Origin of the sequence: Winogradskyella haliclonae (assembly GCF_014635865.1) — a bacterium.
Lineage (GTDB): Bacteria > Bacteroidota > Bacteroidia > Flavobacteriales > Flavobacteriaceae > Winogradskyella > Winogradskyella haliclonae.
The window spans coordinates 579,487-594,303 of record NZ_BMDQ01000001.1; the positions used below are offsets into that span (position 1 = coordinate 579,487).

Consider the following 14,817-nt stretch of genomic DNA (forward strand, 5'->3'; position numbering starts at 1 on the left):
ATTCATTGCTTTTTCTCTATATGTACAACTTCTAATTTCACCGTTTTGCTCATAATAAAACTTCCACCTCCTACATTAAAATCACGTCGATTGATTTCGAAATTAGAGCTTAGTTTTCTTTGACTCTCTAGGTTTTCGTACTTTATAGGGATTGTAATTTGTTTGGTTTTTCCCTTAATCGTAAGATTGGCTTTAATCTTATATTCTGAGGTTGAAATTTTACGTATTGATGTACTTTTTAGCTTGATAAAAGGAAATTTTGAATTGTGAAAGTATTCCTCCTCTAGAAGATGTTCGTCTCTGCTTTCGATTCCTGTTTTAATCGACTTCACTTTTATTTCGCCTTCAAGTTTTTCGAGCTGTCCAGACGCATCGAACTTTGTCGTTATCGTAAATGTATCGAAATGCCCATCTACGTTAACACCTAAATTTCGGATAGTAAAATCTATTGAAGACGCATTCTGGGCAGAGGCACTAATAACCAAACACAGAAGAAGTGTAAATATTAAACGTATTCTCATAACTTTTTTTTTAGTGTGAAGTTATGACAATATTCTATAGACTCATAAGAGAAAAACGACAAATCAATGTGTATTTCAGAAAATAATCTGCTTTTACTTTAAAAAACCTCTGTAATCCTAAATTGTTGTGCTCTAAATTTAATACGATCACCTACCTGTTTAGAGACTAGTAATTGTCCAATAGGTGTTGCAGGAGAAATGGCATAAAACAATTCATTATTACATTTAAGTTCACCACCACTTACACTAATAAAATAATTAGCTACCGATGTTTTTACAATGCTGCCTAAAGCCACAACTTGGTGTTCTTGTTCTGGATTAATTTTATGAAGTAGTTCTTGTTGTTTTTGAAGTTCTGCTAATTGCAGTCCAGCTTTCTCGCGTTCTAATTGTAACATTGCTCTCCCAGTTTCGTGCTTGTCACCAGCAGTACTTTTAGTTTCGGATTGCAATGCGTTTTGAATGTCTGCAATTTTAGCTTTAATCACTTCTAAACGCTCGTCGAGTTGCGTTTGGCATTGATTGTATAGGTTTTGTTTTAATTTCATGTTTATAACAAATCTGCCAAATCTTTACCAATTATGCTTCCAATAGCGACACCCATTCCGCCAAGTCTTACACCACAAAACACATTATTACTTAGTTGTTTTACGATTGGCTTTTTTTGCTGACCTACACCCATAATGCCAGACCAATAGTGATTGATTTTCACTTCTTTATTAGGTAAAATAGTTGTTTTTAATAGTTCTTCAAGCTTGTTTTTTACCAATTCTGTTTGTCCAAACTGATAGGTTTCTTCAGTTTTAAAACCGAGATTTCGTCCACCGCCAAAAAGAATACGGTTATCTATATTTCTAAAATAGTAATAGCCTTTATCTAAATGAAAAGTCCCCTTAATATTTAAGTTTTCAATGGGTTCAGTGATTAATACTTGAGCGCGAGCAGGTTTAACACTTTCATCTAATAGTTTTGAAGCAAATCCATTTGTAGCAATGAGTAATTTCTTAGTTGAAAACTCGAAATGATTAGTTCTTACTTTGACAGAATTATCATCGTCTGAAAACGACAAAACTTCAATTGCATTTACTATTTTAATGCCGTTTTGATGAACTTTCTGGAGCAATGCCTCCATCATTTTACCAGTATCGATTTGTCCCTCGAACTGGTTAAATCCATATTTATCTTGAATATTTTGAAAGCCAAACTCATTATTAATAAAACTAAAAACATCTGTTTTGAAAATCGGTTTCAGTAAATCATTAATTTCATCTTTTCGGCCTAAGCATTCTTCATAAAGTGATTTATCGTCTTTAGTAAATAATTCATAACCGCCAAGTTCTTGATAGTCAATATTTGAATCCCCAAGTGTTTGTCTCAATAATTGTAAGCCGTCAACGCGCTGTCTTACCAAATCTACGACCTCGACTTCTGAATGTGTTTTTAAATCCTCTATCAATTCGCTTAAACTGCCAAAACAGGCAAAACCAGCATTTTTGGTGCTTGCGCCTTGAGGTAAAACCCCTTTTTCGAGAATTAAGATTTTAGCTTTTGGATATTTTTGTTGCAACTGAAGCGCGCAATTGAGGCCAACGATACCACTGCCAACTATCGTGAAGTCGACGTTAGTTAACCAAGATTTTATTTCCCAATAGGATAGTTTCATGAAGTAAAAAAGCCTCTTAAATAGAAGTTTCAAATTATAAAAATAAACTTAAAGATTGAGTTTTAAACGCAAAAAGCTCGGCTATTAAAAACCGAGCCTTCTCCACTAGATTGGTTAGAAAATTTCCTAACCAATAAACTACAATTAATATTTTATAACCCTTCTGACACTACTTTGCCCTTGATTGTTTTCAGCTTTAATAAAATACACGCCTTTAACAAAATTTTCTATAGAGAACTGCCTGTTTTGGGTTTCCATTATTAAACGCCCATTTATATCATACACTAAGACATTTGTTATTGTGTTATTAGTAATGCTTAAATTTCCTTTTGTCGGATTTGGATAAATATTTACCGACAAAAATTCGTCTTCAGATGTTGATAAGGCTTCGCCTGTAACAGTAAGAACCAGCTCTTCAGAGTTACGACATGTGATATCAAAATCATATATAAACCCATTGAAGGTAGCGCTTGTTGTGGCTGGCAAATTACAAAGGTCTATTGTATCGCCAAATCCTGGAGTATTTAAAACAACAAATTCGTCATTAACTGATGGCGAAAAACCTAATGTAATAGTTACGCTTCCGTTTAAATTTGCATCTCCGTCAATTGTCAATAAATCATAATCTACGCCTTGCGTCACACCATTTATTTCTATTTCCAAAACTGAAGATGAATTAGAATTATATTCATTCACAAAACTTAAGGTTCCAGGTGATGCTCCCGGTGAAAATGTTCCGTTATTGATAAAATTAGAAACGTTTGACGAAACAGTTAAAGTGCCATTTCCTTTTATAATCCCAGAATTTTCATTTGTTAGAACACCACTAAAGCTTATGCCGTTTTGGACCACATCAATAACTCCGGAATTATTGACCTGAGCACTAACCACTACTGTACCGCTAGCTACATTTGCATTTAATGTTCCCAAGTTATTCAAGATATTCGGTGCTATGCCACTAGTTGAAATTCCACCAAAATTATTAAGCAAATCAATCGTTCCTGAAGGGTTATTGTTTAGAACAGAGTCAGTTCCTATAAAAATATCGCCACCACTAGAAAATTCTATTAAACCGTTATTATTAAGTACTGTTGAACCAAAAATAAAAACATTAGTAACGGTTTCTCGTTTAATCGTTACGTTGTTGTTTAATGTTCCTCCGCCAACGAGGTTTCCTTGATTCCATTTAACCACTGATCCTAAAGAAAAATTAAATGTTACATTATTTGAAACGGTTATCTCATTATTCCAATTCAAGTCACCAGATAATGTTCCTTCTAATTGTCCGTCAATAGAAAATGGAGATACCCAATTGAAAATTCCGCCAGCAAGAACATTGTATGTGCCATCATTTAAGACAATATTTGTGTTGCTAAAATTCAAAGTGCCAGAATTAACTTGAATCGTTCCATTGTTATTATTTAACGGCGCATTAATTGTACCCACATCACTTTGAGAAGACTGGCTGCTACTTAGAACTCCTAAGTTGTTGAAAAAGTGTGGAGCGCTTCCGCTTGTGGCAATTGCAGAATCATTGCCTTGAAAATCAATAACGCCTGAAATACTATTATTTAATGTTGAGTTAGTTCCGATAAAAATATCGCCAGTAGCGACAAGTTCTATTGTACCAAAATTGTCTAAGGTCGTAGCGTCAAAAATGAAGCCATTTGTAGTTTTTTGTATTATGGACTGATTTGTTAATGTCCCTCCACCTTCTAAATCACCAGAATCCCAAACTATGATTTGGTTTCCTGTAAAAGCAAAAACAGCCGTGGTTGCTGGAGCAACTACTACATCATTATTCCATGTTAAGTCGCCCAGAACACTACCAGAGACTGTTCCGAGAATGGTAGTTACTCCATTCCATTCTAAAGCAGCACCAGCTGCAATATTAAAAGTTCCTCCGTTTAAATTTAGAGCGCTGGTGTTTAATTCTAATGTTCCTGTATCTATCTGAAAAATTCCATCATGATTAATTAATTGACCGCTAATTTCAACCTCATCGGTTGGATTTGGAAGCGTTGTTTTAATAGTGCCAAAATTATTTAAGACATTTGGTGGAGAACCAACACCAACAATTTGAGTTGCTGAACCTTGAAAATCAATGATGCCTGTTCCAGAATTGTTTAATACACTATTATTTACAATTCCAATCCGTCCACTTCCAATTAAGTTGATAGTACCGGGATTATTTAAAACAGCTGAACCACTAATATCAAAAGAATTAAAAGACATGTTGATAGTTCCACTATTTAGTAGTATACCTGGCCCTGATAAATCGCCCGAGGACCAGTTGACCACAACATTGTCTTCAAATTCAGAATCGACAGCTATTATTAGAGACTCGGTAACATTAAGGATTGAGTTTCCTTGAACTTCTATTGACCTGATGTCGGCTGGTGTATCTATAGTAACTGTAAATCCAGGCGGTATTAACACATCTTCGGATGAGTCTGGCACATTTCCTGACCAGTTATCCGCATTAGACCATAGGTCGTCTATATTTCCAGTCCAAACATTTTGAGAGTTCGAATGTATAGAAACACATAAGAGAATTGAGAAAAGTAATTTTGTTTTCATAGTGGAGAAATTTAAAATTCTCCCTAAAGCTATGGGCTTAAAGGCGTCACTGAGTTTAAAATGTGATAACTGACGTAAAAAACAACATAACTAACAATCAACGTTCTTCAAGGCTCGATTTAAAAGTTCTAGAGACTGGGATTTCAAAATTAGGATGTAAAAATACTGATGTGCTATTCTGAGATTTAATATGGTTTTTATTGACCACATAAGAACGATGAACACGAACAAAATTTGGGGGTAATTCTTCTAATACATCCTTAAGTTTATTTCTATCAATTGTTGTTTTTACTTCTGTAATAAATTCTAGATAATTACCATCAGATTTAATATAAACAAGTTGGTCTAAATATATCTTTGATTTGTTGTTGAGCATTATTGAAACTCGCTCTACCTTTTTAGCAATTTGATATTTTTCTTTTTCTACTTCCTTTATTCTAGCGCTGTATCTTTTAAGGCTCTGAAACAATTTAAACAAACCAATAATACTTAATATGTATATTACATATGCTGTGTTTGTTCTCCAAAAAGGAGGTTCTATTTTAATAGATATTGTCTTTCCTTTACTGTTATAAAAACCATCATTATTTGCTGAGGTCACCTTAAACTTATACGTCCCAAAAGGTAACTTAACATATCTCGCTGCTATTGGCTGATTATTAACAACCCATTCTGGATCATAACCTACCATTTTGTATTTATAAGTATTCTGTGTAGAGTTTGTAAAGTTTAACCCAACATAAGATATTTCAATGGTGTTGTATTTCCATGGTAGTATTAAGGGTTTTTCAAAATTTGTATATGTAATAGAACTATCTGATGCAACAGCTTTGAGTTTAGTTATATGTACAAAAGGTGTATTTGGATTCTCCTTTTTTATGCTTTTTGGTTTGAATCTTGTAATCCCATTTGTACCACCAAACCATAAATCACCATCTTGAGTTTTAATGGTCGACTTTCTGTTAAACTCTAAGTTTTTTAATCCGTTTTTATTAGTAAAATAGCGTGATGTGTTATTTGTTGGGTTATACCATTTTATTCCTGTGTCTGAACCCATCCAAAATTGACCATCATCGTCCTTAATTATACTAAAAATAACTTGATTGTCTTCTAATACAGGTGTCATCATGAAATCGTCCAGTGTAAGTTTGTGAAGCCCTTGATTAGAACCTATCCAAAGAGTATCATCATCAGCAAGTATATCCCAAATTGGAGCTTTGAATTGTTGCTGAAAACCATTTTTAGAAGCAACTTTTACTTTAACGATTTTCTCTGTAATCTTATTAAACACTAATAAACCTTCGCCTTCTGTAGCAATGAAAATAGAATTACCAAAAGCTTCCATTTTCTGAATTCCAGAGTGTTCCATAAATTCGTTAAGAGGAAAAGACTTACGAACTTCTCTGCTTTTTTTATTTACTTGGTGAATAGCTCTGTAAGATGACACCCAAAGAAAATCATCTTTAGTATTAAGGATAGAAAAGCTTATATTTTTATCTAGCGTTAGGATTGGTAATTCAATTTTATCAAACTTTAAGTCTAGAGGATTAAAACATACCACTCCATTATTTGTCGCCAACCAAATCGGAAATTTGCTTTCTGGGATTTCTTCAATATCCCAAACATATTTAACATGATTTTGCATTGCTTCTGGGAACTCTAACTTTTTTGATACTTCAGAATCATTTGGAATGAAATGAATACCATTACCAAATGTATTGGCGAAAACCCCAGATTTAGAATTATATAAGCCCATTATTATATTCTCAGCTTCTTCAGCTTCAAGCTGTTTATGTAAAAAGTGTTTTCTATTGATGTCGTAATGCATAACTCCAGAAAGTGTACCAATCCAAATTCCGCCATAGTTATCTTTGTAGAGACTTCGTATTTGATTGGACAATGCTGATGTCCCTAGTTTTATTTTCTGGAGCGATTTGTTCTTATAATTATATTCAAAAAGCCCTTGGTTTGTACCTAACCACATGCTCTGTTTATTCAACTCAATTAAACTATTTGGCTCAAGGTTATTTGGTAAACTAGGCAAGTGATTAACCTGTATTGAACCTATGCTTTTATTTACATGTCTTGGTAGCCATAAGCTTTTAGACCTTTTTCCGTAGCTTAAGTACTTTCGGATTAAATTAGTATCATTAAATATTTGGGCACTTTTATTACTCTTAATATCGTATGAGTAAAAATCTCCATTATCATTTTTATAAAACACCTTTCCGTTAGTAATTACCATAAAAGGCGTTAAGGCTGAACTATAAACAACTTTATATTCATGTGTTTTTGGATTGAAGCATATAATATCATTTAGTGTATTAATCCAAATATTGCCCTGTTTATCAAGGCTCATATCCATGATTTCGAGGTTCATGACTTTTGACCTATTAAAGACAGTGATTTGACTGAATTTATTTTCAGCACGATTGTAAAGATTTAATCCGTTTTTTGTGCCTACCCAAAGATTTTCATTATTGTCCTCAATAATTGATCTTACGACACTTGAGGATAATCCTTCGTTTGAATTAGGCCTATTAAAGAACTTATTTATTGTATATCCATCAAACTTGTTTAATCCGTTATCAGTACAAAACCATATATAGCCTTCTTTATCTTGTAAAATGTCGTAAATCACATTGTTAGATAAACCATCTTCTGTTGTTATGGTGTTAAACAAAAGTGTTTTTTCATTTACCTGAGCATACACTGTTAGGTAATTAAAAAAAACAAGAAGAAGAATATGTTTTCTTTTAAACTTCAATTATAAATTATGTGAGAGGGTCTTAAATTATTAAGCCCTAAATTAAAAGAAAACTAAAAACGATAAAAGTAAATGTCTAATCTTTAAGCTTAGTCATTAAGCTTTAATACTGCCATAAATGCTTGTTGAGGTATTTCAACATTTCCAACTTGGCGCATACGCTTCTTTCCTTTTTTCTGCTTTTCTAAGAGTTTACGCTTACGAGAAATATCACCTCCATAACATTTAGCGGTTACATCTTTACGTAGGGCTTTTACTGTTTCACGCGCTATAATTTTTGCACCAATAGCGGCTTGTATAGGAATATCGAACTGTTGTCTTGGGATTAATTCTTTTAGTTTTTCGCACATTTTCTTACCAATACTATGTGCGTTATCTGCATGAATTAATGCAGAAAGTGCATCTACCGGCTGAGCATTTAATAGTACATCTAAGCGCACTAATTTAGATACCTTCATGCCAATAGGCGAATAGTCAAATGAGGCATATCCTTTAGAAACCGTTTTTAATCTATCATAAAAGTCGAAAACAATTTCGGCTAATGGCATTTCAAAAATCAGCTCTACACGTTCTGTGGTTAAATAAGTCTGATTCATTATCATACCACGTTTTTCGATACATAAACTCATAACGTTACCCACAAAATCAGCTTTTGTAATAATCGTTGCCTTTATATAGGGTTCTTCTACGCGATTTACGGTTGTAGTTTCTGGTAAATCACTTGGGTTATTAACTGTAAAAGGGACTTCTGGTTCTTTATTTGTGTACGCGTGATATGATACGTTAGGTACTGTTGTAATTACCGTCATATCAAATTCACGCTCTAAACGTTCTTGGATAATTTCCATGTGTAACATGCCTAAGAATCCACAACGGAAACCAAAACCTAATGCTGCAGAACTTTCTGGCTGAAAGACCAATGAGGCATCATTAAGTTGTAATTTTTCCATAGAATTACGAAGCTCTTCGTAGTCTTCTGTATCTACTGGATAAATTCCAGCGAAAACCATAGGTTTTACATCCTCAAAACCTTCGACGATATTGGTTGTTGGGTTTGCAAAATCTGTGATTGTATCTCCTACTTTTACTTCTTTTGCTGTTTTTATTCCTGTGATTAAATACCCAACATCTCCCGCTTTTACACTTTGCTTAGGAATTTGATTTAGTTTTAATGTTCCTACCTCATCGGCAAAATATTCTTTATCGGTAGCAACAAACTTAATTTTCTGACCCTTTTTTATTTCGCCATTAAAAACCCTAAAATAGGTTTCAATACCTCTAAAGGTATTGTAAACCGAATCAAAAATTAAGGCTTGTAAAGGCGCTTTAGGATCGCCCTTTGGTGCTGGAATACGCTCAATAATAGCTTGTAAAATATCATCAACCCCAAAACCTGTTTTTCCACTAGCATGAATCACTTCTTCTGGGTCGCAGCCTAATAAATCTACAATATCATCTGTGACTTCTTCTGGGTTTGCGCTTGGTAAATCGACTTTATTTAAAACAGGAATAATCTCCAAATCATTCTCTAGGGCTAAATATAAATTAGAAATGGTTTGCGCTTGTATACTTTGGGCTGCATCAACAATTAGCAGTGCTCCTTCACAGGCGGCAATAGAACGTGACACTTCGTATGAAAAATCTACGTGACCAGGTGTATCAATAAGATTTAATATGTATTCTTGACCTTCAAATATATACTCCATTTGTATGGCGTGCGACTTAATTGTGATACCACGTTCTCGCTCCAAATCCATACTGTCCAGCAACTGATCTTGCTTCTCGCGCGCTGTAACGGCGCCTGTATAATCTAACAGACGATCTGCTAAAGTACTCTTCCCGTGGTCAATGTGCGCAATGATGCAAAAATTTCGGATATGCTTCATGTAATTCTTTCTTAAGCAATTTTAATTTGCAAATATAATTCTTTTATAATCCTCTAACCTATCAAAAGTTATAAGAAAATCACTGTTAAGTGCCTGTTTTCTTCGTTTTAAAGTAAAAAACTATTTATATATTGTGAACCTCAACTAACTAAAATGTCAATCAGATTGAAGCCCCTAATTTCTGCTGTCCTTTTAATGTTCAGCTTTTTTGCATTCTCTCAAGAGTTTACCCTGATTGGTAAAGTCGTTGATGAGCAACAGCAACCATTGTCATATGTGAATATCCTAATAGCAAAATCAGTAGTCGAGCCTATTGAAATTAGTAGTGGTTTTAGACAACCAAAAGGTACTGCAACTAATGATGATGGTACTTTTTCTTTTGCTAACCTAGAGCCTGGAACGTATAAAATATCAGCAAGTTTTATAGGTTATAAAACCATTGAAAAGATTATTGAACTTAAAAAAGATACTGCTATCGAAACCTTAGTTCTGATAGAAGATTCTGAAGCTTTAGACACTGTAACCATTACTGCGAAACGTCCAACAATAACAAGAAAACCTGATCGCTTAACTTTTAATATAGAAAATACTGCACTTACTGAAGGCTCAACACTGCAGGTATTAAAAAGTACACCGGGTATAATTGTTTCTGAAGGAAGTATTAATATTAAGAGCTCGCCCGCTACAGTTTTTATTAATAATCGTCGTGTACAGCTGACTTCGGATGAGTTGATTCAGCTTTTAGAAAGTGCGCCTGCTAACAGTATAAAATCCGTTGAAGTTATTACAAATCCTCCTGCAAGCTATGATGCGGATAGTGGTTCTGTAATAAATATCATTATGAGTAAAAACCTGGTGACTGGCTATCGCGGCAGTGTAGCTGCCAATTATACTCAGGGTGTATTTCCTAGATATAATGGGGCTACGAGTCATTATTTTAAGAATAATAAAATAAACCTTAATGTTAACTATAGTTACACCAAACAGAAAATTAATAGAGAAGAAGAAAATAGCATAGATTATTTTGATACCACAGGAAATATTGACCAAATTTGGAATTCTGACATTGACCGAAACACAAAATCCGAAACACACAATGCCAATCTAAACTTTGATTATTATTTAAGCGAAAAAACAACATTAAGTCTAACGTCAACTGCATTATTTACGCCGTATTTTAAATATAGGATTTCAAATAATACTGACATTAACAACGCTAATTCTGTCTTTTTAGAAAATTTTACAGCTAATAACTTATCCCGAGATGATAAATTTAATTTGGGCACTGACTTAAATTTAAGAACTGAGTTTAATAGTGGTAGTAGCTTGACTTTTAATGGGCATTATACGACTTACGCATACAATCGCGACCAGAATGTGTTTCAAGACAATCAAAATAATCCAGACTCAGAGTTTAAAACAATAGCAAATCAGGATACAGAAATATACACGGCAAAAGCTGACTATAGCTTACCTATAAGTGAAAACTCCTCTTTTGATACTGGTGTGAAATTATCAAACATTAAGACTGAAAGTGATATTACACGATTAGATATTATTAATGGTTCTGAAGTCATAAATACAGCTAATAGTAATGCCTTTGATTATGATGAGAATATCTTTGCTGCTTATGTCAATTACAGTAAGTCGTGGGATAAATGGGATATCGCTTTAGGTTTAAGAGCAGAGCAAACAGATGTTGATGGTTTTTCACCAACTCTAAATCAAACCAATACTCAAGATTATTTTGAGTGGTTTCCAAACGCAAGTATTTCTCATAATTTTTCAGATAATTTTAGTTTATACGGCAATTACAAACGTAGCATTACACGACCAAGTTATACCAACTTAAACCCATTCACCTTCTTTATAAATGAAAACACCACGGTTGAAGGAAACCCTGCTTTACAACCCACTTTTCAGGATCATTTTGTTGTGGGGACAAACTTTTTAGAGCATTTTACAATTGAAGCCTATTACATAAATTACGATGGAGCTATTAATGAAATTCCTCGTCAAGATAACACTACAAATATTTTAGCTTACACACCTATTAACCTTGATAAAACTGTGGATTTTGGGTTTGATTTCTTATTTGACATAGATATCACTAATAATTGGAATATTTACTTTGCGACTTCTTTCTATAATATTAAAGAAGAAACAAGCTTTGGTAATGATTCTATAGATTTAAGTCGTTGGTCTAACTATACTGAAATGACTAATAACATGACACTTTTAGAAGATAATAGTTTAAGTCTAAATTTCTCTCTAGCTTGGGTTGGAAAGAACCTTTATGCATTACAAATTATTGAAGATAGATTAGTTACTGGGTTAAGCATAACGAAAAGTGTCTTAAATAAAAATGGTTTAATTTCATTATCTTTTGAAGACTTATTTAATTTTCAAGACGAAAAAAGAACAGTTCAATACCTCAACCAGTCTGGTAGACAAAACATAAATATAGATAATCGTTTTGTTAAATTAGGTTTTCGTTACAAATTTGGTAACACAAAGTTAAATACGAATGAGCGTACCACTAGCGCTGAAGAACGTGATAGAATTAAAGATTTACAATAAGCTTAATCTTGCCACTCAGCAATAAACAAATTGGTGTCTCTGCCACCACCATTGTTTCGATTAGATGAAAATGCTAAATATTTACCATCGTTAGAAAATACTGGGAACGCATCAAAAGTCTCGCCATGAGTAATACGCTTAAGATTCTTTCCATCAGTATCAATCATGTATAGATTAAAAGGAAAACCACGCTCGGCCTCAAAGTTAGAAGAGAACAATACCTTATCGCCACTTGGTAAAAAGAATGGACTCCAGTTGGCATTTCCTAAATCGGTTAACTGACGCAAGTTACTACCATCAGCATTGCAAATGTAAAGTTCCATCTCTGTTGGCTCTACTAAACCGTCGGCTAAAAGCTCTTTGTAATCTTTTATTTCTTGTTCTGTTTTTGGACGTGAAGAACGGAAAATTAATTGGCTTCCATCCGGTGAAAAGAATGCGCCGCCATCATAACCTAATTCATTGGTGATTTGTTTTACATCACTTCCGTCGATATTCATTGTATATAATTCCAAATCGCCACTTCTAGTAGAGGTAAACACAATTTTATCACCTTTTGGAGACACGGTTGGTTCTGCATCGTAACCAATTTCATTAGTTAATTGCTTAACAATATTACCTTCTAAATCCGCAACAAAAATGTCATAGCTATCATAAATTGGCCAAATGTATTTTCCATTTTTACGCAATGGTGTGTCTGGACATTCATCCTGTTTTAAATGTGTTGAGGCATAAATAATATGCTTGTTGTCAGGTAAAAAATAAGCGCAAGTTGTACGGCCTTTACCTGTACTAATCATTGGTGGCACTTTGTCTTTAAATATTTCACCAGCATCCATCAAAAACATTTGATCACAGCCTACATTCCAAGCAGGGTTGTTCGATTGAAACACCAATTGCTTGTCATCAAAACTCCAATAGGCCTCAGCATTATCACCACCAAAAGTGACTTGTCTTATGGACTTGAAGTGCACTTCTTCAGGATAAATTAAAGAATCATTTCCCGCCTCTAACTTTTTCTCTGTTGGCTTAGTTTCAGTTTTATTCACTTCGTTTTTACAAGAAAAAACCGAAAAACAAATCAAAAGAATAACGCCTAATCGCTTCATAACTATAATTTTTAATGCCTAATTTTGTGTAAAAGTAAGATAAACCAATGAAAAAAATTGCCTTATTTAGTATAGTATTATTTGCATTTGCATGCAAAAACCAAGCGAAACTAGCCGAAAACAATATAAAAGAAGATGTTACATTTTTAGCTGATGATAAACTCGAAGGTCGGCAAACAGGAACTCCTGGAGAAAAAGCAGCTTCAGATTATATTTCTAAGCGGTTTAAAGCTATAGGCTTATTACAAAAAGGTACTGACGGCTATATACAATCGTTCAGTTTTAAACCAAAAACTGACCCACATAAAGAAGTAGAATTTACAACCAATGCAGACAGTACAATTACAGGTCGAAACGTTATCGGTTATATTGATAATGGTGCAAAATCAACAATAGTTATAGGTGCGCATTACGACCATTTAGGCTTTGGTGGCGAAGGTTCTTTGTATCGCGAAAAAGATAAAGCAGTACACAATGGTGCGGATGACAATGCTAGTGGTGTAGCGGTTATGTTGAACTTGGCAAGTCGATTAAATATCAAAAACAACCAAGCAGAAACTAAAGACCAAAACAACTATTTGTTTATGGCTTTTTCTGGTGAAGAAATGGGGCTTTTAGGATCTAATTACTTTTCAAAAAACCCTACAATTGATACCAAATCCATTAATTATATGATTAATATGGATATGATAGGTCGTATGAAACCCGATAGTACACTTGCTGTTTATGGTTTAGGAACATCTCCAATGTTTAAGCAAACTTTAAAGTCTAATAACGAAAATTTTAAATTGGTTGAAAACGAAAGTGGTGTTGGCCCCAGCGACCATACCTCTTTTTATTTAATTGATGTTCCTGTGCTTCACTTTTTTACAGGTCAGCATGAAGATTATCACAAACCTGGTGATGATTCTGAGAAGCTTAATTATGAAGGCATGAATTTAATTTCAGATTACATTTTCACCATCATTAACGACTTGGATGACAACGGAAAACTTGCCTTTAGAAAAACGAAAAATGAAAGCGAAGAAGTCCCGCGTTTCAAAGTTGGTTTAGGCGTTGTGCCTGATTATTTGTTTGACGGAAAAGGCATGCGCATCGACGGTACTCGCGAAGATACGCCTGCTACAAATGCAGGTCTGCAAAAAGGAGATATTGTCATTAAGCTTGGGAATGCTGAAGTAACTGACATGATGAGTTACATGGCAGCACTTTCTACATTCGATAAAGGCGATGAAGCTGCGATTACGGTAAAACGTGGCGATAGTATTATTAATACTAAGGTGAAGTTTTAAACATCTTATGAAAACCAAATCGCAAGTCATACTAAAAATTCATCTTATTATTTCAGTAACAACTGTAGTTCCTGTTGCAATCATTTATGGATTTTTCCCGGATTTAGAATTTGAATTATTTCCTAAAACTTTAGATGAGCATAATTTTTACAAAGCCATAATGGGTTTGTATTTAGCGTCTTCAATCGTTTGGCTTCTGGGTATTATTAAGAGCTCTTATTTAAAAATTGCCTTAATTAGTAACATTGCTTTTATGCTTGGTTTAGGCTTTGGAAGGCTCATAAGTCTGTTTATTGATGGCACACCAACTTCAGGATATCTATTTGGTACTTTTGCCGAATTGCTTCTTGGGTTTTACGGCATTGGAATAATAAACAGTAAATACTACAAAAAACACTAATTTTGCAGCAAATTAATTG

10 protein-coding genes are annotated in these 14,817 nt (G+C 33.9%); 3 read left to right on the forward strand and 7 right to left on the reverse strand.

Annotated elements, in window-relative coordinates; genetic code table 11:
- Positions 1 to 2: 2 nt before the first annotated feature.
- From IEV10_RS02645 to lepA, 6 genes are all read right to left on the reverse strand, one after another.
- Positions 3 to 521 carry a YceI family protein gene (locus IEV10_RS02645; protein WP_188373143.1) on the reverse strand — a complete coding sequence of 173 codons (519 nt, stop codon included), beginning with the start codon at positions 519 to 521 and terminating at the stop codon, positions 3 to 5.
- Positions 522 to 619: 98 nt separating this feature from the next.
- Entirely contained in the window at positions 620 to 1,069 is a 450-nt protein-coding gene (locus IEV10_RS02650; protein WP_188373144.1) for a 3-oxoacyl-ACP synthase, read from the reverse strand.
- A 2-nt stretch (positions 1,070 to 1,071) separates the two neighbouring features.
- On the reverse strand, positions 1,072 to 2,184 hold the full coding sequence (locus tag IEV10_RS02655) for an NAD(P)/FAD-dependent oxidoreductase (RefSeq protein ID WP_188373145.1): 1,113 nt from the start codon (positions 2,182 to 2,184) through the stop codon (positions 1,072 to 1,074).
- A 144-nt stretch (positions 2,185 to 2,328) separates the two neighbouring features.
- The gene (locus IEV10_RS02660) at positions 2,329 to 4,764 is read right to left on the reverse strand and encodes a T9SS type A sorting domain-containing protein (protein WP_188373146.1); all 2,436 of its coding nucleotides are present in this window, start codon (positions 4,762 to 4,764) and stop codon (positions 2,329 to 2,331) included.
- Positions 4,765 to 4,861: 97 nt separating this feature from the next.
- Positions 4,862 to 7,477, reverse strand: a complete 2,616-nt coding sequence (locus tag IEV10_RS02665; protein WP_229719573.1) for a ligand-binding sensor domain-containing protein — start codon at positions 7,475 to 7,477, stop codon at positions 4,862 to 4,864.
- 143 nt (positions 7,478 to 7,620) lie between these two features.
- A complete protein-coding gene (gene lepA / locus IEV10_RS02670) occupies positions 7,621 to 9,417 on the reverse strand; it encodes a translation elongation factor 4 (protein WP_188373148.1) in 1,797 nt (598 codons plus the stop codon).
- 165 nt (positions 9,418 to 9,582) lie between these two features.
- Between lepA and IEV10_RS02675 the strand changes: the two genes are divergently transcribed.
- Positions 9,583 to 11,997: a TonB-dependent receptor domain-containing protein gene (locus tag IEV10_RS02675; RefSeq protein WP_229719575.1), complete on the forward strand. Its 2,415-nt coding sequence runs from the start codon at positions 9,583 to 9,585 to the stop codon at positions 11,995 to 11,997.
- Between the two features lie 2 nt (positions 11,998 to 11,999).
- On the opposite strand, the gene IEV10_RS02680 is transcribed toward IEV10_RS02675, so the two are convergent.
- Positions 12,000 to 13,106: a TolB family protein gene (locus tag IEV10_RS02680; protein WP_188373150.1), complete on the reverse strand. Its 1,107-nt coding sequence runs from the start codon at positions 13,104 to 13,106 to the stop codon at positions 12,000 to 12,002.
- 47 nt (positions 13,107 to 13,153) lie between these two features.
- Between IEV10_RS02680 and IEV10_RS02685 the strand changes: the two genes are divergently transcribed.
- A complete protein-coding gene (locus IEV10_RS02685) occupies positions 13,154 to 14,398 on the forward strand; it encodes a M28 family peptidase (protein WP_188373151.1) in 1,245 nt (414 codons plus the stop codon).
- A 7-nt stretch (positions 14,399 to 14,405) separates the two neighbouring features.
- Positions 14,406 to 14,798, forward strand: coding sequence for a DUF4345 domain-containing protein (locus tag IEV10_RS02690; RefSeq protein ID WP_188373152.1), 393 nt, complete (start codon positions 14,406 to 14,408; stop codon positions 14,796 to 14,798).
- Positions 14,799 to 14,817: the final 19 nt, after the last annotated feature.